The following is a 19,590-nucleotide window of genomic DNA, read 5'->3' on the forward strand; positions in this document are numbered from 1 at the left end:
TGTCGGTCACTTGGCGCGACGGTAGAAGGGAAGGGCGGTCACGGTGGCGGGGATCCTGGTCCCCCGCACATCGAGGTGGAGCACGGCGCCGGGCTCGGCAGCGGACGGCGACACGAAGGCCATCGCGATCGGATGCCCGAGCGTGGGGCTCAGCGCACCGCTGGTGACCTCGCCCACGACGTCGTCACCGTGGAGCACGGCGTATCCGGCGCGTCCGGCGCGCTTGCCGTCGGACACGAGGCCGACGAGGACGGGAGCGTCGGCCGCGACGACGGCCGAGAGCCCGGCGCGACCGATGAAGTCCTCCTTGTCGACGGCGACGACTCGTCCGAGGCCCGCCTGGGCGGGAACGATGTCGCGCGAGAGCTCGTGGCCGTAGAGCGGCATCCCCGCCTCCAAGCGCAGCGTGTCGCGCGAGGCGAGGCCCGCGGGCACGAGTCCGAGCGGCTCGCCCGCGCGCAGCAGCGCGTCCCACACGGCAGCGGCCGACGCGGCCGGGACGTAGAGCTCGAAGCCGTCTTCGCCGGTGTACCCGGTGCGTCCGATGTCGATCGCGACCGGGTCCTCTCCCGGAGCGGTGAACCGCGCGTGGGTCATGCGGTAGTAGCGGAGCGCGTCGAGCGGAGCCGCGAGATCGCCGATCTCGGGTGTCGCCTCGAGGATCGCCTGCGACACGGGTCCCTGCACGGCGATCAGCGCGATGCGCTCGGTCGCGTCGTCCACCTCGACGTCGAACGAGAGTGCACGCTCGGCGAGCGCCTCGGCGACGGCCTCACGGTTGCCGGCGTTGGCCACCACCATCAATCGATCCTCGCGGTAGCGGTACACGATGACATCGTCGACGATGCCGCCGTCGGCATCCAGCACCAGGCTGTACTTCGCCTGGTCGTCGACGAGCGTCGACAGGCGCCCGGCCAGCGCGTAGTCGAGGAACGCGCCGGCGTCGGGACCGTCGACGAAGAACTCCGCCATGTGGGAGATGTCGAAGATGCCGGCCGCGGTGCGCACGGCGTGATGCTCGGCGAGGTCGGAGCTGTACCGCACCGGCATGGACCAGCCGCCGAAATCGGTGAAGGAGGCGCCGAGTGCGGTGTGGCGCTCGTGCAGCGGAGTCGTGCGGGGGTCTGTCATGAGTTCTCCCGGTCGTGGTCGGGCAGACGCCGGACGGCGTCTTGGAACTCCCCCTCTGTCATGGGCCTGAGAGCTTCGCGCGCTGCTCCACGGGGAGCAGTGCGCTTTCACCTTCGGCGGATCACGAGCGGATGACGGTGGAGACGCGGAGCGCTCCCCTCACCTGGCAGGTTTCGATGCGGCAGCTGGGCCGCCTACCTCAACCCGATTTCTTGCTTCGCTCGAAATCGCTTTCCAGAGTCGGCCGGGCCCCTGCGGTACGCGTACCTGAGAGATTGGCGGGGAGGCTTGCTCCTTCGGTGCTCGGCGTGACTGCTGCCGAGGCTCTCCCGCACGGGTCGTTGGCCGTATTGACTTGCCGTGCCAGCATAGCGGTCGCGCGCGGGTCAGCCGATGCAGCGACCGGACGGGACCTGATCGGTCAGCGACGGTGCTTGCGCTGCCACGGGCGTCAGCTCCGCCATGGTCATCGCGTACCCGCGCTCCGCGTCGTCCTCCGCCCTCGCGAACACCACTCCTGCGACGGCGCCGTCCTCGGTGAGCAGCGGTCCGCCCGAGTTCCCGGGACGCACCGCCGCGCGCAGGTCGTAGATCTCCCGCGGCGCGGCGCTCTCGTCGTAGATGTCGGGGATCGGCACCGTGCCCGCCGACAGCACACCGGCCTCGACCATCGTGAACGGGCCGCCCAGCGGATACCCCTGCACGACCGCCGGCGACCCCGCAGGGAGCGTCGTGGCGAACGGGAGCGGCGCGACGCCGAGCCCGTCGACGGCGATCACGGCGAGATCGTCGATCGGGTCGAAGTAGACGATGCGCCCCTCCCGCGCGGCGACTCCGGGCAGCTCGACGAGAGGACGTTCGACGCCCGCGACCACGTGCGCATTGGTGACGATCCTGTCCGGCGCCACGACGAATCCGCTTCCGGTCGAACTGCGACCGCACGAGAACGCGGTGCCCGACACACGGGCGACGGATGCCGCGGCCGTGGCGAGCTCGGGATCGGCGAGGTCGACGGGCGGGATGTCGACCGCCGGCGAGTCGAGCAGATCGCCCAGCGCGGGCAGGCCCTCGTCGAACACGAAGCCGCGCAGCTCCGCGAGCGCTGTCGCCACCGGCGGCGGCGTGAGGCGATCGATGGTGCGCAGCACCGACGAGGACGAGAGCGCCGTCGAGACGACGGGCATGCCCGTGGCCGCGACGCTCGTCGCGGCGAGCGACAGCGTCAGTGCGGCGACCGCGACACCCGCGACCCCGCCGAGCACACGGTCTACGGCTCGCAGCGGACGCACCCTGTCGACGCCGCGGCGCAACGCCGACCCGGCCGCGGAGCCGAGTGCCGCACCGCCGATCACGAGGGCGGCGGCGCCGGCGAGCAGGATCGCCGGCCGCCACTGCTGCGACGGCAGCGCGTCGTTGACGATCGGGATGAGCCAGAACGCGGCCGCGGCGCCCAGGACGAGTCCTGCGAAGAGGCCCACGCTCCCCGAGAGCCCGCGGGCGATGCCGGCTGCCAGGCCCAGTGCGAGGAGGACGAGGAGAAGAACGTCGACGACGATCACGGTGTCCTCCTCGGGGGCTGCGCGAGCGGCTGTGGAGCTTGCCAGCGTACGCAAGGAACCTGTGTGACGACCGCCGGTTTGCCCTTCGTGTCAGAGTGACACTAAGATGGACCACGAGTAAAGGTCACCATGACAAGAACCAGCTTCCTCAGCACCGTCGACTCCGAGGAGTCGCACACCGGCTCCGCGACGCGCGTCGCGGTGTCGACGGTCATCTTCGCGCTCCGTCGCACGCCAGACGCCGACGTCTCGCGCGTCATGCTGCCGCTCGTGCGCCGCACGCGCGATCCGCACGAGGGTCAGTGGGCGCTTCCCGGCGGCTGGCTCGACACCGCGGAGGGGTTGGATGCCGCGGCATCCCGCACACTCGGCGAGACGACAGGACTGGCTCCGAGCTATCTCGAGCAGCTCTACGCCTTCGGAGCCGTCGACCGCTCCCCCACGCGCGTCGTGTCGATCGTCTACTGGGCGCTCATCCGGCCGGACGAGGTGCCCGATGAGGGCGTCGAGAACGTGCGGTGGTTCGATGCCGCCACGCTCCCGCGGCTGGCGTTCGACCACAACGAGATCGTCGACTACGCCCTCTGGCGCCTGCGCAACAAGGTCGGCTACAGCCGCATCGCGCACGGCCTGCTCGCCGACGAGTTCACGCTCGCCCAGCTGCGCGAGGTGTACGAATCGATCCTCGACCGCCGCCTCGACCCGGCGAACTTCCGCCGGCAGGTCGAGAACTCGGGCACGCTGATCCCCACCGACCGCTTCCGCACCGGCAGCCACCGACCCGCACGGCTGTACCGCTACAACCAGGACGTCGAGCTCGCCGATCGCGGGCCTCTCGGCGTCCGCCAGTGAAAGAAGCCGCCATGGCCGTCAACATCACCCTGCAGCCCCGTCCCGAGTCCGACGCGTCGGTCGACCACGCGATCCAGGCGATCGTCGCAGGCGCGTCCACCGCGGAGACGTGCAATACCGATCTCGCGTCGGGACCATGGGACTTCGACATCCGCCCCGGCTACGGGCCGGGTTCGTCGATGGGCGACGTCATCCCGACCGGCTCCCCCCGACAGGGCGAGCTCCCGGCCGAGTACCGGGAGGCCGGAGAGGCTGAGCTCGCCGAGCGCATCCGCGTCGCGAAGGCCGCGCTGGGCGATCGCGTGGTCGTGCTCGGTCACTTCTACCAGCGCGAAGAGGTCGTCCTGCACGCCGACTACGTGGGCGACTCCTTTCAGCTCGCGAACGCGGCGTTGGAGCATCCCGATGCCGAGGCCATCGTCTTCTGCGGCGTGCACTTCATGGCCGAGACGGCCGACCTGCTCTCGCGCCCCGAGCAGTCCGTGATCCTGCCGAACCTCGCCGCCGGATGCTCGATGGCCGACATGGCCGACATCGACCAGGTCGAGGACTGCTGGGAGCAGCTCGCCGAGGTCTACGGCGACATGGACGCGGCCGACGAGGACGGCCGGGTGCCCGTCATCCCGGTGACGTACATGAATTCGTCCGCGGCGATCAAGGGGTTCGTCGGGCGCCACGGCGGCATCGTGTGCACGTCCTCCAACGCGCGCACCGTGCTCGAGTGGGCGTTCGAGCGCGGACGCCGAGTGCTCTTCTTCCCCGACCAGCACCTCGGCCGCAATACCGCCAAGGCCATGGGCGTGCCGATCGAGCAGATGCCGATGTGGAACCCGCGCAAGCCGCTGGGCGGAGCATCCGCCTCCGAACTCGACGATGCGCGCGTGATCCTGTGGCACGGCTTCTGCTCGGTGCACCGCCGGTTCTCCGTCGACCAGATCGCGAAGGCGCGCGCCGAGCGCCCGGGTGTTCGCGTCATCGTGCACCCCGAGTGCCCGATGGAGGTCGTCGACGCCGCCGACGAGTCCGGGTCGACCGACTACATCCGCCGCGCGATCGAGGGTGCGACGGAGCCGACGACGTTCGCCATCGGCACCGAGGTCAACCTCGTGCAGCGCCTCGCCGCGGCCCATCCCGAGCACGAGATCTTCTGCCTCGACCCGGTCGTCTGCCCGTGCTCGACGATGTACCGCATCCACCCGGGGTACCTCGCGTGGGTGCTCGAGGGACTCGTCGCCGGCGAGGTGCGCAATCGCATCGTCGTGCCGCAGGATGTCGCCGAGCCCGCGCGCCTCGCGCTGGAGCGCATGCTCGCGGCCAAACCGCCGGCAGCGCCCGCCGCAGCATGGGAGAACGCCTCATGACGACGCCTGTTCACGCCGTGGTCGTCGGCAGCGGCATCGCCGGGCTGACCGTCGCGATCCACGCCGTGGATCACGGCTGCCGCGTGACCCTCGTGACGAAGGACGTGCTCGAGCACGCCAACACGCGGTACGCGCAGGGCGGGATCGCGGGCGTCATGTTCGATGACGACCGCGTCGAGGACCACATCCGCGACACTCTCGTGGCCGGCGCGGGCCTGAGCGACCCCGCCGCCGTGCGAGTGCTCGCCGAAGAGGGTCCCGCACGGATCCAGGAGCTCATCGACCTCGGTGTGTCGTTCGACCGCGATGCCGACGGCGGATTCGTCAAGGGTCTCGAGGCGGCCCACTCGTACCCGCGCATCCTGCATTCCGGAGGGGATGCGACGGGCACCGCGATCGAGAAGGCGCTCGTCGCCCGTCTCCGCGCCAGCGACGTGCGCGTGATCGAGCACGCGTTCCTCGTCGACCTCGTGCTCCAGGGCGGGTGCGTGCGCGGAGTGGAGCTGCTCGTCGGCGATCGCGCCGCGACCGACGCCTCCTCCGCGATCACCGGCTCGCGCGAGGTGATCGACGCCGACGCCGTCGTGCTGGCCACGGGCGGCGCGGGCGAGCTGTACGCCCACTCGACGAACCCGGCTGTCGCGACGGGCGACGGGATCGCCGCCGCGCTCCGCGCGGGTGCCGACGTGCGCGACCTCGAGTTCTTCCAGTTCCACCCGACGGTCCTCCCTGGACGCGACGACGCCTCGGAGCCCGCGGCCCGAGACGCGTTCCTCGTCTCGGAGGCCGTGCGCGGTGAGGGCGCCACCCTGATCGACGAGGCCGGTCGCCGATTCGTCTTCGACGTCCACCCCGACGGCGAGCTCGCACCCCGCGACGTCGTCGCGCGCGCGATCGCGCACCGCATGGAGCTGCAGGGCGGTCGTCCGGTGCTGCTCGACGCGACGCACCTCACCGCGGACGCCGACAGCGCGGCATTCCTCGCGCGGCGCTTTCCGACGATCGACCGCGCCGTGCGCGACCGCGGCCTCGACTGGGCACGAGAGCCCATCCCTGTCACCCCGGCGGCCCACTACCTGATGGGGGGCGTGACGACCGACCTGTTCGGACGAACGACGCTTCCCGGCCTGTACGCCGTCGGCGAGGTGGCTCGCACGGGCGTGCACGGCGCGAACCGGCTGGCGTCGAACTCCCTCCTGGAGGGCGCCGTGTTCGGCTCGAGGGCGGGCGACGTGATCGCCCAGGACGCGGCATCCGGAGCCTGGCCCGAGCCCGTCGCGCGCACCCGCCCCGCAGCTCCGGCCGTGCCGCCGTCCTCCGACGTCGGCGTGTTCTCGCGCGAAGCGCTGCAGGCGCTGATGTGGGACGACGCCGGCCTCGTCCGCGACGAAGCCGGTCTCGCGCACGCTGCCCGTGTGATCGCGGGCTGGCGAGCCGCAATCCGCGAGCCGCAGACCGAGGTGGAGTACGAGGACGAGAACCTGCTGCTCGTCGCAGAGTCACTGGTCGCGGCGGCACGCGCGCGACGAGAGTCGGTCGGCGCGCACTTCCGGTCGGATGACCCGACTGACGAGACTCCACAGATCCACGGCGCCGCCGACACCTCGGGTGCGTACTACGCTGTCGCGACCCCCGATGCGTGGAGTTCTGCCGCTGCGCTCACCCACGAGGAGGCCACCGCATGCTGACTCGCGCCACGATCGACCGGACCGTCGCCGCGGCCCTGGAAGAGGACGCGCCCTGGGGCGACCTCACGAGCGAGTACCTCATCGTCGAGACGGCCACGGCTCGCGCGGATCTCGTCGCGCGTGAACCCGGCGTCTTCAGCGGCGGCGAAGTGTTCGCGGCGGCGTTCCGGCTGACCGACCCTCGCATCGACGTCCAGCTCGTCGTCGAAGACGGCGAATGGTTCGAGCCCGGCGCGGTGCTCGCGGTCGTCACCGGGCCGGCCCGGGGGGTCCTCACGGCTGAGCGGGTCGGGCTGAACTTCGTGCAGCGGATGTCGGGCACCGCCACCCTCACCGCCCGCTACGTCGCGGAGGTCGCCCACACGCGGGTCCGCATCGCCGACACGCGCAAGACGACGCCGGGGCTGCGCGCCTTCGAGCGCCGGGCCGTGCGCGACGGCGGCGGTCGCAACCACCGCTGGTCGCTCTCGGACGCCGTCATGGCGAAGGACAACCACCTCGCCGTACTCACACGCTCCGCGCCGGGCGAGTGGGGCTCGTCCGTGACGGCCGCGCTGCTCGCGGCGAAGGACAGGCTCCCCCACACCGCGCATCTCGAGGTCGAGGTCGACCGGCTCGACCAGATCGAGCCGGTGCTGGCCGCCGGCGTGGGCACGATCATGCTCGACAACTTCTCGCTCGACGATCTGCGCACGGGCGTGGCCCTGGTCGCCGGGCGCGCCACGGTGGAGGCATCCGGCGGCGTCTCGCTCGAAACCGTGCGCGCGATCGCCGAGACCGGCGTGGACGTGATCTCGGTCGGCGCGCTCACGCATTCGGCGCGCGCGCTGGATCTCGGCCTCGACGTCCGCATCGACGCGCCCTGAAGCCGGCGATGGGCATGCTCTATCTCGACAGCGCGGCCACCACCCCGGTGCGACCCGAGGTGCTCGAGGCCATGATGCCGTTCCTCACCAGCCGGTTCGGCAACCCGTCGAGCCACCACACCGTCGGCGAAGACGCCGCCGGGGCGCTGGACGACGCGCGCGCCCGCGTCGCGCGGATCCTCGGGATGCGCGCCGGCGATGTGATCTTCACCTCCGGCGGGACCGAGGCCAACAACCTCGCGGTGAAGGGCATCGCGCTCGGCCGCGCGCAGCTGAACGGTTCGCGCCACGTCGTGACGACGCCGATCGAGCACGAGTCGATCCTCGAATCCGCCCGCTACCTCGAACGCCTCCACGGGTTCGATGTGACGCTGGTCGGCGTCGACGAGCGCGGGCGCGTGGATCCGGATGCCGCGCGCGCGGCTCTCCGCGATGACACGGCTCTCTTCAGCATCGGGTACGCGAACAACGAGGTCGGAACCGTGCAGGATGTCCCGGCGATCGCCGCGGCCGCACGTGAGCGCGGCGTGCCCGTGCACCTCGACGCCGTCCAGGCGGCCGGGTGGCTGCCGCTGTCGGCCGCGGAGCTCGGCGTCGATGCGATCTCGCTGGCGGGACACAAGCTCGGCGCACCCAAGGGCACCGGCGTGCTCGCCGTGCGCGGTCGCGTTCCCCTCGAGCCGCTCCTCCACGGCGGCGGGCAGGAGCGCGGCCGCCGCAGCGGCACCGAGGACGTCGCCGGCGCCGTGGGACTGGCGACCGCGCTCGAGCTCGCCGAAGCCGGACGCGCCGCGGCATCCGCTCGCGTCACCGCCCTGCGCGAGCGCTTCGTCGCGCAGGTGCTCGCCGCGGTGCCCGCCGCCGCGCTCACGGGAGATCCCGTGCATCGTCTGCCGGGCACGGCGAGCTTCACGTTCGCCGGGACGTCCGGCGAAGCGGTGCTGCTCGAGCTCGAGCGGCGCGGAGTGGTCTCGTCGAGCGGCTCGGCGTGCGCAGCCGGAAGCGACGAGCCGTCGCACGTGCTCGTCGCGATGGGCATCGCACCCGAGGTCGCGCAGACCGCAGTGCGCTTCACATTCCCGGCCTCGCTGGACCAGCCGCTCGATGCCGTCGCGGCGGCGGTCGAGGCATCCGTCGCCGCTGTACGATCGGGCGGGTGACCCCGTCGCCCGAGCCCGTCGTGACCGTGATCGTCCCGGGCTACGACGTGGCCGACTTCGCGCAGGAGGCCGTCGACTCGCTGCGCGCGCAGACGCTGACCGCGTGGAACGCGATCCTCATCGACGACGCGTCGACCGACGGCACCGGGGCGATCTTCGACACGGCGGCCGACGCGGACGCGCGCTTCCGTGTCGTGCACCATGCGGTGCGCGCCGGGCTCAGCGCCGCACGCAACACCGGCCTCGACCTGGTGGCGACCCCGTACGTCGCGTTCCTCGACGCCGACGACCGCTACACGCCTCGGGCGCTCGAGCGCCTCGTAGGCACGGTCGAGCGCAGCGGGAGCGACCTCGCGCTCGGCGCGTACGTGCGGCTGCGCCCCGACGCCGCCGGCGGATACCGCGCCGGACACGTGCAGCCGTGGGTCGCCGCCGCCACCGACCCCGAGCGGCTGTCCACCACCCTCGACGCGCATCCCGACGCATCCGGCAACATCGTCGCGTGGTCGAAGGTGAGCCGCCTCGACCTGTGGCGTCGCGAGGGGCTGCGATTCCCCGTCGGGAAGGCGTACGAGGACCAGATCGTCGCACAGCAGCTGTACACGCGGGCACGCGGATTCGACGTCGTCCCGGATGTGGTCGTGGAATGGCGGGAGCGGGCGGACGGATCCTCGATCACGCAGCAGAAGTCGCAGCTGCCCGTGCTGCGCGACTACCTCGAGGCGCTCGCGGGTGGAATCGCGGTCCTGGATGCCGCGGGCCAGCCGCGCGCGGCGGCATCCCGCGTGAGGCTCATCCTCTCGATGGATCTGCCGCCGCTCGTCGAGATCGCGCGCGACCACCCCGACGCGGAGTATCGCCGCACGCTCGGCGCCTTCGTGCGGCGGCTCGCCGCCCGCGACGGCGCCGCGCTCGACGCCCCCGCCGCCGAGGCCGCCGCCTGGTAGCCGCTCAGGCGCTGGGCAGGTCGGGCGCGGCCACCCACGGTTCCGCAGGAGTCTGCGCGGGTCGCGCCGCGGCGCCGGCGCGGGAGGCGCGCTCCGCCGGCGGGCGATCGGCACGGCGATCCGGATGGTCGGCAGGTGCGTCGGACTCCTCGATCTCGAGGATCTTCGACGCGGCGAGCTGCTCCGCTGCGAGCTCGGCGTAGAGGCCGTCCCGCGCGAGGAGCGTCGCATGGGTGCCCGACTCGACGATGCGCCCCGCCTCGACGACGTGGATGATGTCGGCGGCCATCACCGTCGACAGCCGGTGAGCGATCGACAGCGTCGTGCGGCCGCGGGCCGCGGCATCCAGTGCCTCCTGCACCACGCGCTCCGACACGGTGTCGAGCGCGGAGGTCGCCTCGTCGAGCAGCAGAACCGGAGGGTCTTTCAGCAGCACGCGCGCGATCGCGATGCGCTGCTTCTCGCCCCCGGAGAGACGGTAGCCGCGTTCGCCGACCACGGTGTCGTAGCCGAGGTCGAACCCCTCGATGATGTGGTGGATGTTCGCCGCCCGGCACGCGGCCTCGAGCTCGGCGTCCGTGGCCTCGGGCTTGGCGTACCGCAGGTTCTCCCGGATCGTCGCGTGGAACAGGTAGGTCTCCTGCGAGACGATGCCCACCTGGTCGATGATCGACTCCTGCTGCAGCGCACGGACGTCCTCGCCCGCGAAGAGGACCGAGCCGTCGGATGCCTCGTACATGCGAGGCGTCAGGTACAGCACCGTCGTCTTCCCGGCGCCGGACGGCCCCACGAACGCGACGTGCTGGCCCGGCTCGGCGGTGAACGTGACCCCCTGAAGGGTCGGACGGGCGGTGGGCGCGGCATCCGGATAGCGGAACACCACGTCGCGGAACTCGATGCGTCCGAGCGGACCGGGAGCGCGCTCGACCGGGATCGCGGCGGGAGCGTCGCGGATGGCGGGTTCGAGGTCGAGGTACTCGAAGATGCGGGCGAACAGGGCCGCAGAGGTCTGCAGATCGAGGCTCACCCGCATGAGTCCCATGAGCGGCATGAGAAGACGCGCCTGCACCGCGGTGAACGCGACCACGGTGCCGGCGGTGATCACGACGTCGCCGCCGGTGATGAGGGAGCCGGCGACCAGGTAGATCACGGCGGGGACGCTGGCCATGAGCACCTGCACGACGGCGAAGAACCCCTGCCCGCTCATCGCACGGCGCACCTGAAGGCGTACCTGGTTGCGGTTCTCGTCGGCGTAGCGCGCGGACTCGGCGCGCTGACGGTTGAACGACTTCGACAGCAGGATGCCCGAGACGCTCAGCGTCTCCTGCGTGATGGAGGTGAGCTCGGACAGCGACTCCTGCGTCTCGCCCGCGATGCGGGCGCGCACCTGGCCGACGCGGCGCTGCACGATGACGAGGATCGGCATGAGCACCACGGCGATGATCGTCAGCCGCCAGTCGATGATGATCATCGCCACGAGCGACGCGATGACGGTCACGGCGTTGCCGAGAATGCTCGTGAAGGTATTGGTGAGCACCCCCGACACTCCGCCGACGTCGTTCTGGAGGCGCGACTGGATCACACCGGTCTTGGTGCGGGTGAAGAACCCGAGCTCCATCGCCTGAAGATGATCGAACAGCGTCACCCGCAGATCGCCGGTGACCCGATTGCCGATCGTCGAGGTGAACCACGTCTGCAGCACGCCCAGGCCCGCCGAGGCGAGGAACAGCAGGATCATGAGACCGACCAGTCGCCACAGCAGCGGCATGTCGGGCGGAGAGCCGTCCGTCGGGAACAGGGCGTCGTCGAAGATGCGCTGCACGATCAAGGGTGGGATGACCGCGATGGCCGCACCGACGACGACGAGGACCGCCGTGAAGACGAGCGACCACGTGTAGGGGCGGAACAGCGCCACGACACGGCGGGCGAGGTGCGGGATCTTCGGGGCAGCCGCGTTGATCTTCTTCTGCGCGTCGATGTCGACACCGCGGAAGCCGGGATGGCCGCCCCCGCCGCCGCCTCCACCGCCACGCATGCTCACCTTCTCCAGCCTAGTGACGGCCTCCCCCACCCCGGCGCTAGGCTGACGCCATGACCTCCACGCCTGAGACCCCCGCCCACGACGGCTCCGACCTGGCGGAGCTCCGCGAGGAGATCGATGCGCTCAAGGCGATCCCCGAGGAGGAGCTGCTCAACCCCCTCCCCTCGATCGTCGAGGAGCGCGAGCCGGCGCCCCGCCCGACCGACGCGATCGGCTCCGAGAAGTGGGACCGCCCGGCGTCCGAGGAGACGCTCGAGAACTGACGTCCGTTCTCGCGGGAGCAACCCGCCCCTGACGAGAAGCCGGAGAGATCCGGTCCCTGCGGGAATGTCGTGTCCGACCCCGCCGTTATCCTGAGGGCTTGCCGTTTTCGCACGCCCTCTTTCGCCATCGACGCATGGCCATCTCGCCATCCCGGCATGGCCCCTCCCGCCCTTTCGACCCCATAGAGGAGACGACCCTATGGCCGCCACCGACATGCAGCCCGCAACCGGCAGCGTCACGCTGCCCGCGGCATCCACCCCCACGCTCGGCCCGCGGGAGAGCCGCGTCATCTGGCTGCTCCTCGCGGCCGCCTTCGTCGCGATCCTCAACGAGACCACGATGGGCGTGGCGATCCCGCACCTCATCACCGATCTCGGCATCACGGCGCTCTCCGCGCAGTGGCTCACGACCGCGTTCATGCTGACGATGGCGGTCGTCATCCCGATCACGGGCTTCCTCCTGCGTCGCTTCACGACCCGTGCGATGTTCATCGCCGCGATGGGCCTCTTCTCGCTGGGAACGCTCATCGCATTCCTGTCCCCGGGGTTCACGATGCTGCTCATCGCGCGCGTCGTGCAAGCCTCCGGAACGGCCATCATGATGCCGCTGCTCATGACGACCCTCATGACGGTCGTGCCCGCGGCCATCCGCGGCCGCATGATGGGGCGCGTCAGCATCGTCATCTCGCTCGCCCCGGCGATCGGGCCGACCCTCGCGGGTGCGATCCTCAACAACTTCGAGTGGCGATGGATCTTCGGCATCGTGCTCCCGATCGCGGTCGTGGCGCTGTTCGTCGGCGCACGCTGGATCCACAACCTCGGCGAGACGACGCACGCCCCGATCGACGTGCTCTCGGTGATCCTCTCCGCCCTCGGCTTCGGTGGACTCGTCTTCGGCCTGAGCCAGCTCGGCGCCGGCGGGCACGGGAGCGGTGCGGATGCCGCGGCCGCGAGCGCCGCGTCGACCACGACGCTCGTCGTGTCGCTCGTCGTGGGCGTGATCGCGCTGGGCCTGTTCGGCTGGCGTCAGGTCATCCTGCAGCGCAAGGACGACGCACTGCTCGATCTTCGCGTCTTCCGCAGCGCGAACTTCTCGCTGTCGATCGGGCAGATGGTGATCATGTCGATGGCCTTCTTCGGCGCGATCACCGTCGTTCCGCTCTACCTGCAGGACGTGCTCGAGGTCGACCCGCTCACCACCGGGCTCGTCGTCCTCCCGGGCGCCCTCGCGATGGGCCTGGCAGGTCCGTTCATCGGCCGCGTGTACGACCGCTGGGGCACGACGGTGCTGCTGGTGCCCGGCGCCGTGATCACGAGCGCGATGCTGTGGTTCTACACGTCGTTCGGCACCGAGACGCCGGTGTGGCTCGTCGCCGTCGCGCAGACCGTGCTCTCGCTAGGCCTGGCACTGTCGTTCACGCCCCTGTTCACGGCCTCGCTCGCGTCGCTGCAGCCGAAGTTCTACTCGTACGGGTCGGCCGTCGTCGGCACGGCGCAGCAGGTCGCCGGCGCAGCCGGCATCGCGCTCATGTTCGGTGTCATGGCCTCGGCGTCGGCCGCGGCATCCGCCTCGGGCGCCGACGAGCTCGCGGCGGGCTCCGCGGGCACGCATGCCGCCTTCCTCACGGCCGCGATCCTGTCGCTGCCGCTGCTGGTGGGCGCGTTCCTCGTCCGCAAGCCGGCCGAACAGCCGATGGGCGCTCACTCCGCCCACTGAGTCCGGTATCACCGTGATGCCCCATCCCCTCGACCCGGGGGTGGGGCATCCGGCATTGTGGGTGTCCTCCACCGATCCGCAGGAGGCCCCGATGATCGTCCAGACCCCTGAACCCGACCAGGCGACCGGACACGTGTCCGACATGTATGCGGGCGACGTGGCCGATGTCGGCTTCGTCTTCACCCATACGCGTGCGATGGCGGTGAACCCCGAAGCCCACGCGGCGTTCGAATCGCTGCTGAAGGCCGCCGTCCCGTCGATCGGACTGCGCACGTACGAACTCGCGACCCTCGGCGCGGCGCGGGCGATCGGCTCGTCGCACTGCCTGCTCGCGCACGGGCGCAAGACCCTGCGGGCCGGACTCGTGGACGAGGCCCAGCTCGAACGACTCGCGCGCGACTACACCGACGCCGGCCTGAGCGAGGCGGATGTCGCCGTGATGGCGTTCGCGGAACGTCTGTCCACCGAGCCGCAGAAGATGACGGATGCCGACACCCTGCGTCTGCGGGAGGTCGGCTTCTCCGACCGGCAGATCGTCGACATCACGATCGCGGCATCCGCTCGCAACTTCCTCAGTCGCATGCTTCTCGCCCTGGCCGTGCCGGTCGACGAGGTGCCCGACCTGAGTCCCGGCCTCGTCGAGGCACTGCTGTCACCACTGGAGGGGTGAGAGCGGCACGTCAGTGGTGGATGACGGCCTTGAGCAGGATCAGCACGCCACCGAACGCCGCCGTGAGCAGGGCGCTGAGCAGCCGGGGCCACCAATGCGTGCTCCACCGGGCGACAGCGACCCAGCCGAGTGCGCCCAGGATCAGCGTGTTCACGATGAGAGCGAGCCAGAGTGCGGTGTCGTCCTCGATCACGCGCGTGGTGCCCAGAAGCAGAACGATGAGGGGTGCGATCGCAGCCAGCACCATTCCCCTCGACTGGCGGACAGCCGAAGCGAGACTCGCGCGGAGCCCGGAATGACCGTCGGTCGCGGCGAGGCGGCCGAGCGTGCCGGCGTAGACGTGCGCCGCGAAGAACACGAGGACGGTGATGAGGACCGTGACGAACGCGCTCCACGAGCTGCCACCGGCGCTCACGACGATCATGCCCGACACCAGGATGAGACCGTAGATGGCCTCCTCGGTCATGAGCACTCGTGCGACGCGCGGCGTGATGTTCAGCTGATCGTCGGTCATCGCAGTGTCAGCCTCTCGCGCGACGGAGCGGGCTCAGACAGTGCTGCAGCTGCCGCCGCCGCAGCACGACCCGGCAGACTCCACCACGGTGAGGAGGTTCTTCTCGTCGGCGATGGGCTGGAGAGTCGCGGGAGCGGGAGTCTGCGAAGTGGTCATGCCGCCATGCTACCTGCGCCTGCGATGGCCGAGCCGCACGTCGGCTCAGAGCACCGACCCGCCCGTCTGGCACGTGGGACAGTACTGCGCGGTCGTGCTCGCGAACGAGAAGTCGCGGATCGTGTCGCCGCACACCGGGCATGCCTCACCCGCACGGCCGTGCACGCGCATCGCCGCCACCTTCGCTGCCTTGAGTTCGTGGATCGGGATGCCGCGCTGCGCCTCGATCGCACCGCGCACGGTGCCCACGGTCGCGGTGTAGAGCGTTTCGCGCGCACCGTCGTCCAATGCGGCGGCGTGGACGACCGGCGACACCTTCGCCGCGTGCAGGATCTCGTCGGAGTAGGCGTTCCCGATGCCGGCCAGGGATTCCTGCTCCTGCAGGATCGCCTTGACCTGCTTGCGCCGGCCGCCGAGGGCCACGTCGAAATCGTTCGGCGAGAACGCGGGGTCGGCCGGATCCGGTCCGAGCTTCGCCACCGCAGGAACCGCGATGGCGTCGTCGACGACGTGCAGTCCGAGCGAGACCCACGAGCCGGCGTCGGTCACCTCGATGGTCTGACCGCTGTCGAGGCCGAACAGCGCGAGCGCCGGCGGCGCGTCCGCGGCGACGGTCGCCTCGTCGCCGGGCTCGCGCCAGCGCATCCAGCCGTGACGACCCAGCGAGACGACGAGCGTCTTCTCATCGCCGAAGGCGAGCGCGACGTGCTTGCCGTGGCGCTCGGCTCCCGTGACCGTCTGCCCCGCGAGTGTCGACGGCGGCACCTGCCTCGTCTTGACGGTGCGGAACTCGAGCACGTCGACCTCGCCGACACGGCGGCCGACCGCGCGGTCCGCGAGGAAATCGACGAGGGCCTGTACTTCCGGCGACTCCGGCATGGTCCCATCCTGGCATCGACCGCCGACATCGGCGGTGGCATGTCAGGCCAGGGACTTGCGCAGGAACACCTGCTCGATGCCGTCGTCGCCGTCGACCCGTGTGGTCTCGCGATAGCCGGTCCGCTCGTAGAGCCGCAGGTTGGCCTCACTGAGGGACCCGGTGAACAGTTCGGCCTCGCGGCATCCCGCCTCCCGTCCCCGCTTCTCGACCGCCTCGAGCAGTCTGCTGCCGATACCCCGCCCCTGAACGTCCGGCGCGATCGCGATCCGTCCGATGAGCAGCAGGTCGCCGTCGGCACGGGCGCGGACCGCTCCCAGCATCCGTCCGCTCTCACGCGCCACGCACCCGAGGTTCTCGACCAGCTCAGCCCGCAACTCCTCGAGCGACTGTATGAGTGGCGGCATCTGGACGCTGTCGTAGATCAGCGCCTCTTGCACGAACGCCGCCCGTTGCAGAGTGAGCGTCTCACCAGCGTCCTCCGGCGCGATGGCGCGGATGTCGATGTCGTCGGGCACCCCTCCTGTATACGGGAACGAGGGCAGGCGACCGAGCCCCTTGACATGCGCCGGGGCGGACCGGGGTTCGCCTGCGCCTCGATGAAGGCGGCGCGGCTAACTCGGGACCCTCATGGAAGTCAACCCCCTGTACAGGAACGGATTTCCGACGGATGCTTTCCTGCTTCTCCCCGCTGGACCCCTCGGAGTCATCTTGCCCATCCCCACACCCGCCCCCCACCCCGGCGCCCCCGCATCGACGGAGCTCGCCCGCCACGCGTCCCGCAGCGAGGCCGGGACGCCGCAGTGACCACAGACGAGATCCGCTGGCAGTCCTCGCGGACGTCGAGCCTCGCCGAGGCGCAGCGGTCGATGACCGACCTGTACTCGGCGCCGATGGACCTCGCCGCGACGCCCGACCGCAGCTTCGCGTACGCGATGTCGGCCGCGATCGACGACACCGTCTCTGTGGCCTCGCTTCGCTTCGAAGGCCGGTGCCGATCGGGCACCGAAGCCTTCTCCGACCTGATGATCGCCCACGCCGTGCGCGGCTCGCATCGCTGGCGGGTCGGCGACGAGCGCGGGAACGGCTCGGTCCCGTTCATAGTCCCGCCCGACGTCGAGATGCGCGTCGAGTTCACGAGTGCCCACATCCGCACCGTCGGGCTCGACACCGCCTACGTGCGCAGGGTCGCGGAATCGCTCAACGGCATGCCCGACGCGCCGTTCCGGCTCAACGGGATCAATACGCACCGGCGTCACCCGGCCCTCGTCGGCGAGGCCGTCGCCAGCCTCGAGGCGATGATGCGGTCGGACTCCGCGCTGCGCGACGCGGCTCTCGTGCGCGCCCAGATGCGCCGGCACGCCGTCGTGTCGATTCTCAGCTCGTACCCGCTCGTCGACCTCGACAGACGCCCGGATCGCGGCATCCAGTCCCGGCGCGTGCGTCTGGCGGTCGCGTTCATGGAGGCGCACGCGCACGAGCCGATCACGGTCGGCGACGTCGCGATCGCCTCGGCCACGACGACACGGTCGCTGCAATCCGCGTTCCGGCGCGCGTACGACATGACCCCCATGCAGTACCTCCGGCGGCTGCGACTGCGGCTCGCGCGCGAAGAGCTGCTCGCGTCGACGGATCCGCGCCTGTCGGTGCGGGATGTCGCGTTCCGCTGGGGCTTCGCGCACCCGGGGCGCTTCGCGCAGCAGTACGCCGCGACGTTCAGCGAGCACCCCTCGACGACGCTGCGGCGATAGCGCTCGCCGACGTCGGCGGCGCCCCGCAGCAGCACGCGCATGGGCGTACGCAGTCTGGAGCACTTCGGCAGCATCGTCCGCGACCTCGATGCGGCCGCGGGCTTCTTCGAGCTCCTCGGCTTCGAGTGCGGTGAGAAGGCGGTCGGCGAGCGGCTCGACCTCTAGGTTGGACACCATGACGGATGCCGGTTCCCAGGCCGTCGCCGGCATGGGCGACATGGTCCTGCTGCCCGGCGGGGCGTTCCCGATGGGCAGCGACGACTTCTACCCCGACGAGCGGCCCGCGCACGAGGCATCCGTCGACCCGTTCTGGATCGATCGCCACCCCGTCACGAATGACGACTTCGCACGATTCGTGGCCGACACCGACTATGCCACGATCGCCGAGCGCGCGCTCGACCCGGCCGAGTTCCCGGGCACGCCCGCCCAGGACCTCTCGCCGGGTTCGCTCGTCTTCACGCCGACACCGGGACCGGTCGACTTGCGCGACTGGCGCCAGTGGTGGCGCTGGCAGCCGGGAGCCTCGTGGCGTCATCCCGAAGGACCCGACTCGTCGATCGACGGCCGGTCGCGGCATCCGGTCGTGCACGTGGCGTTCGCGGATGCCGCCGCCTACGCGGCGTGGGCGGGCAAGCGGCTGCCCACCGAGGCCGAGTTCGAGTACGCCGCGCGCGGCGGCGCCCATGCGGGTCATGCGTTCGCGTGGGGCGACGAGCCCTTCCCCGGCGGCGAGCCGCGTGCGCACACGTGGATCGGGCGCTTCCCGTACGAGACCCGCGCCGCGTACGCGGGGACGACCGCGCCGGTCGGCTCGTTCCCCGCCAACGACTTCGGGCTCGTCGACACGATCGGCAACGTGTGGGAGTGGACGACGGACTACTACTCCCCCCGGCATCAGGTCGGCGGCGCCACGGTCGCCCGCGAGGACCGGGTCGACCTTCTCGCGGCGTCGAGCGCCGAAGCGGGGTCGCGCGTGCCCCGGCGTGCCCTCAAGGGCGGCTCGCACCTGTGCTCGCCCGACTACTGCCTGCGCTTCCGTCCGGCAGCCCGGTCGCCGCAGGCGGAGGACTCCTCGACGACGCACATCGGGTTCCGGTGCGCACGAGACGCGTGAGCCGCTAGCCGGCGAGCTCTATCGTCTCGGGAAGGTCGTCACCGCTGTCGAGTGCCACGCGGTGGCACGAGTCCGCTTCGCACGCGTAGATTCCCGCTTCCGCTCCCGTGACGTAGAACTGCGACGCGGCGTCGCCCTCGAGCATGGTCGGAGTGAGGAACAGCGCGTACCGGCCACCGACCTCGAGGTACGGCGAGGTCGTCTGCCGCACGTCGACGACGTCACCGGACTCGATCGCGCTCGCACCGCCGTCGACCTCCGCGCCGAGCTGAGGATTCGTCGGGGCACTGCCGACCACGACCGACGAGATCGTCGTCTCGCCCTCTGTACGCTGCCGAGCGACCTCGCCCACCACGATCGCCGAGCTGTCCGCGGCGAGCGCGTCGATGCTGTCGTAGAGCGTGTGGCGGCTCCCCGACGATCCGCCCGTGCACCCGGAGAGTGCGCATGCGGCCGCGAGCACGAGAGCCGCGGTCAGGGCTCGTGTGCGCATCCTGCTCCTCTGCTCGTCGCGTGGCGTGACGCACACACTATCGGGGCGTACGGTTGCGCTCATGGTCGAGGGCGTCTATCTCGCTTCCGCACATCGATTCGTGTTCGACGTGACGGGGCCGCCGGGGAGCGGCGAGCGCGTCGCGTCCACCCGCTTCTACGTGCTCTCCGCAGGCGGACGATTCCATCGCGGATGGGATCTCCCGTCGGTTCCCGGCGGCTCTGCGGACGGCTACGACTTCGCGGCGGCCGAGACCGAAGATCCGTACAACGCCGGCTTCTACGACGTGCAGGGCGACGTGGTGGTCTTCCGTCCGGTCGCGGGCATCGCCGAGCCGGGCGCGGTCGAGGGTGGTGCGCTCGTCGTCGAGGGGCTCCGATTCGAGCGCACGGCGGCGTGAGAGGGGTGCGGGGCACGGACCGCGCCTAGG

21 protein-coding genes and 1 riboswitch are annotated in these 19,590 nt (G+C 71.0%); of the genes, 13 read left to right on the top strand and 8 right to left on the bottom strand.

The features are described 5' to 3' along the window. Nucleotides 1-6: 6 nt before the first annotated feature. On the bottom strand, nt 7-1,131 hold the full coding sequence (gene gcvT, locus OL358_RS00095; protein ID WP_264707832.1) for a glycine cleavage system aminomethyltransferase GcvT: 1,125 nt from the start codon (nt 1,129-1,131) through the stop codon (nt 7-9). Nucleotides 1,132-1,376: 245 nt separating this feature from the next. Further along, nucleotides 1,377-1,473: riboswitch (glycine riboswitch) on the bottom strand. A 44-nt stretch (nt 1,474-1,517) separates the two neighbouring features. Beyond that, nucleotides 1,518-2,690 (bottom strand): MarP family serine protease, encoded by a 1,173-nt coding sequence (locus OL358_RS00100; protein ID WP_264707834.1) that lies wholly within the window; start codon nt 2,688-2,690, stop codon nt 1,518-1,520. Between the two features lie 201 nt (nt 2,691-2,891). On the opposite strand from OL358_RS00100, the gene OL358_RS00105 reads away from it, so the two are divergent. The 6 genes from OL358_RS00105 to OL358_RS00130 are packed head-to-tail and all read left to right on the top strand — an operon-like array spanning nt 2,892 to nt 9,564. Continuing rightward, complete coding sequence (locus tag OL358_RS00105) at nt 2,892-3,542, top strand: NUDIX hydrolase (protein ID WP_264710187.1); 651 nt, start codon at nt 2,892-2,894, stop codon at nt 3,540-3,542. 11 nt (nt 3,543-3,553) lie between these two features. Continuing rightward, entirely contained in the window at nt 3,554-4,903 is a 1,350-nt protein-coding gene (gene nadA / locus OL358_RS00110; protein WP_264707836.1) for a quinolinate synthase NadA, read from the top strand. After that, complete coding sequence (gene nadB, locus OL358_RS00115) at nt 4,900-6,591, top strand: L-aspartate oxidase (protein ID WP_264707838.1); 1,692 nt, start codon at nt 4,900-4,902, stop codon at nt 6,589-6,591. The genes nadA and nadB overlap by 4 nt, the downstream gene beginning before the upstream one ends. Further along, the gene (gene nadC, locus OL358_RS00120; RefSeq protein WP_264707840.1) at nt 6,585-7,457 is read left to right on the top strand and encodes a carboxylating nicotinate-nucleotide diphosphorylase; all 873 of its coding nucleotides are present in this window, start codon (nt 6,585-6,587) and stop codon (nt 7,455-7,457) included. The genes nadB and nadC overlap by 7 nt, the downstream gene beginning before the upstream one ends. A gap of 14 nt (nt 7,458-7,471) precedes the next feature. Then, a complete protein-coding gene (locus OL358_RS00125; protein ID WP_264707842.1) occupies nt 7,472-8,617 on the top strand; it encodes a cysteine desulfurase family protein in 1,146 nt (381 codons plus the stop codon). Beyond that, nucleotides 8,614-9,564, top strand: coding sequence for a glycosyltransferase family 2 protein (locus OL358_RS00130; RefSeq protein WP_264707844.1), 951 nt, complete (start codon nt 8,614-8,616; stop codon nt 9,562-9,564). The genes OL358_RS00125 and OL358_RS00130 overlap by 4 nt, the downstream gene beginning before the upstream one ends. Before the next feature lie 4 nt (nt 9,565-9,568). On the opposite strand, the gene OL358_RS00135 is transcribed toward OL358_RS00130, so the two are convergent. Then, entirely contained in the window at nt 9,569-11,599 is a 2,031-nt protein-coding gene (locus tag OL358_RS00135; protein ID WP_264710188.1) for an ABC transporter ATP-binding protein, read from the bottom strand. Between the two features lie 56 nt (nt 11,600-11,655). On the opposite strand from OL358_RS00135, the gene OL358_RS00140 reads away from it, so the two are divergent. The 3 genes from OL358_RS00140 to OL358_RS00150 all read left to right on the top strand — a co-directional run bounded on the left by OL358_RS00140 (nt 11,656) and on the right by OL358_RS00150 (nt 14,255). Continuing rightward, nucleotides 11,656-11,868 carry a hypothetical protein gene (locus OL358_RS00140; protein ID WP_264707846.1) on the top strand — a complete coding sequence of 71 codons (213 nt, stop codon included), beginning with the start codon at nt 11,656-11,658 and terminating at the stop codon, nt 11,866-11,868. Between the two features lie 199 nt (nt 11,869-12,067). Beyond that, entirely contained in the window at nt 12,068-13,585 is a 1,518-nt protein-coding gene (locus OL358_RS00145) for an MDR family MFS transporter (RefSeq protein ID WP_264707847.1), read from the top strand. Nucleotides 13,586-13,676: 91 nt separating this feature from the next. Next, nucleotides 13,677-14,255, top strand: a complete 579-nt coding sequence (locus tag OL358_RS00150; RefSeq protein WP_264707849.1) for a carboxymuconolactone decarboxylase family protein — start codon at nt 13,677-13,679, stop codon at nt 14,253-14,255. Between the two features lie 10 nt (nt 14,256-14,265). Here OL358_RS00150 and OL358_RS00155 read toward each other — a convergent pair whose 3' ends face one another. Genes OL358_RS00155 through OL358_RS00170 form a run of 4 tightly spaced genes read right to left on the bottom strand, consistent with a single transcriptional unit; the run spans nt 14,266 to nt 16,320 of the window. Further along, entirely contained in the window at nt 14,266-14,769 is a 504-nt protein-coding gene (locus OL358_RS00155; RefSeq protein WP_264707850.1) for a hypothetical protein, read from the bottom strand. 33 nt (nt 14,770-14,802) lie between these two features. Then, nucleotides 14,803-14,925: a hypothetical protein gene (locus OL358_RS00160; protein WP_264707852.1), complete on the bottom strand. Its 123-nt coding sequence runs from the start codon at nt 14,923-14,925 to the stop codon at nt 14,803-14,805. Between the two features lie 45 nt (nt 14,926-14,970). Then, nucleotides 14,971-15,804, bottom strand: coding sequence for a DNA-formamidopyrimidine glycosylase family protein (locus OL358_RS00165; protein WP_264707854.1), 834 nt, complete (start codon nt 15,802-15,804; stop codon nt 14,971-14,973). 42 nt (nt 15,805-15,846) lie between these two features. Continuing rightward, complete coding sequence (locus OL358_RS00170; protein WP_264707856.1) at nt 15,847-16,320, bottom strand: GNAT family N-acetyltransferase; 474 nt, start codon at nt 16,318-16,320, stop codon at nt 15,847-15,849. A gap of 285 nt (nt 16,321-16,605) precedes the next feature. On the opposite strand from OL358_RS00170, the gene OL358_RS00175 reads away from it, so the two are divergent. From OL358_RS00175 to OL358_RS00185, 3 genes are read left to right on the top strand one after another with little or no spacing between them, the layout of a single operon-like run. Beyond that, a complete protein-coding gene (locus OL358_RS00175) occupies nt 16,606-17,553 on the top strand; it encodes a helix-turn-helix domain-containing protein (protein WP_264707858.1) in 948 nt (315 codons plus the stop codon). Between the two features lie 39 nt (nt 17,554-17,592). Further along, nucleotides 17,593-17,718 carry a hypothetical protein gene (locus OL358_RS00180; protein ID WP_264707860.1) on the top strand — a complete coding sequence of 42 codons (126 nt, stop codon included), beginning with the start codon at nt 17,593-17,595 and terminating at the stop codon, nt 17,716-17,718. Between the two features lie 10 nt (nt 17,719-17,728). After that, a complete protein-coding gene (locus tag OL358_RS00185) occupies nt 17,729-18,667 on the top strand; it encodes a formylglycine-generating enzyme family protein (protein ID WP_413631322.1) in 939 nt (312 codons plus the stop codon). A gap of 4 nt (nt 18,668-18,671) precedes the next feature. Here the strand turns inward: OL358_RS00185 and OL358_RS00190 are convergent, their stop codons facing one another. Further along, on the bottom strand, nt 18,672-19,160 hold the full coding sequence (locus OL358_RS00190) for a hypothetical protein (RefSeq protein WP_264707862.1): 489 nt from the start codon (nt 19,158-19,160) through the stop codon (nt 18,672-18,674). Between the two features lie 61 nt (nt 19,161-19,221). Here OL358_RS00190 and OL358_RS00195 point away from each other — a divergent pair, with 61 nt between their 5' ends. Beyond that, entirely contained in the window at nt 19,222-19,560 is a 339-nt protein-coding gene (locus OL358_RS00195; RefSeq protein WP_264707864.1) for a hypothetical protein, read from the top strand. Nucleotides 19,561-19,590 lie beyond the last annotated feature (30 nt).

Source organism: Microbacterium sp. SSM24 (assembly GCF_025989145.1).
In the GTDB taxonomy this organism is placed as follows: domain Bacteria; phylum Actinomycetota; class Actinomycetes; order Actinomycetales; family Microbacteriaceae; genus Microbacterium.

Excerpts from the sequence above, each read along its gene's own strand:
- gcvT (WP_264707832.1), bottom strand. The coding sequence starts at position 1,131 with ATGACAGACCCCCGCACGACTCCGCTGCACGAGCGCCACACCGCACTC.
- nadA (WP_264707836.1), top strand. The coding sequence starts at position 3,554 with ATGGCCGTCAACATCACCCTGCAGCCCCGTCCCGAGTCCGACGCGTCG.
- nadB (WP_264707838.1), top strand. The coding sequence starts at position 4,900 with ATGACGACGCCTGTTCACGCCGTGGTCGTCGGCAGCGGCATCGCCGGG.
- nadC (WP_264707840.1), top strand. The coding sequence starts at position 6,585 with ATGCTGACTCGCGCCACGATCGACCGGACCGTCGCCGCGGCCCTGGAA.
- OL358_RS00125 (WP_264707842.1), top strand. The coding sequence starts at position 7,472 with ATGCTCTATCTCGACAGCGCGGCCACCACCCCGGTGCGACCCGAGGTG.
- OL358_RS00135 (WP_264710188.1), bottom strand. The coding sequence starts at position 11,599 with ATGCGTGGCGGTGGAGGCGGCGGCGGGGGCGGCCATCCCGGCTTCCGC.
- OL358_RS00140 (WP_264707846.1), top strand. The coding sequence starts at position 11,656 with ATGACCTCCACGCCTGAGACCCCCGCCCACGACGGCTCCGACCTGGCG.
- OL358_RS00145 (WP_264707847.1), top strand. The coding sequence starts at position 12,068 with ATGGCCGCCACCGACATGCAGCCCGCAACCGGCAGCGTCACGCTGCCC.
- OL358_RS00150 (WP_264707849.1), top strand. The coding sequence starts at position 13,677 with ATGATCGTCCAGACCCCTGAACCCGACCAGGCGACCGGACACGTGTCC.
- OL358_RS00155 (WP_264707850.1), bottom strand. The coding sequence starts at position 14,769 with ATGACCGACGATCAGCTGAACATCACGCCGCGCGTCGCACGAGTGCTC.
- OL358_RS00160 (WP_264707852.1), bottom strand. The coding sequence starts at position 14,925 with ATGACCACTTCGCAGACTCCCGCTCCCGCGACTCTCCAGCCCATCGCC.
- OL358_RS00165 (WP_264707854.1), bottom strand. The coding sequence starts at position 15,804 with ATGCCGGAGTCGCCGGAAGTACAGGCCCTCGTCGATTTCCTCGCGGAC.
- OL358_RS00180 (WP_264707860.1), top strand. The coding sequence starts at position 17,593 with ATGGGCGTACGCAGTCTGGAGCACTTCGGCAGCATCGTCCGCGACCTC.
- OL358_RS00185 (WP_413631322.1), top strand. The coding sequence starts at position 17,729 with ATGACGGATGCCGGTTCCCAGGCCGTCGCCGGCATGGGCGACATGGTC.
- OL358_RS00190 (WP_264707862.1), bottom strand. The coding sequence starts at position 19,160 with ATGCGCACACGAGCCCTGACCGCGGCTCTCGTGCTCGCGGCCGCATGC.
- OL358_RS00195 (WP_264707864.1), top strand. The coding sequence starts at position 19,222 with ATGGTCGAGGGCGTCTATCTCGCTTCCGCACATCGATTCGTGTTCGAC.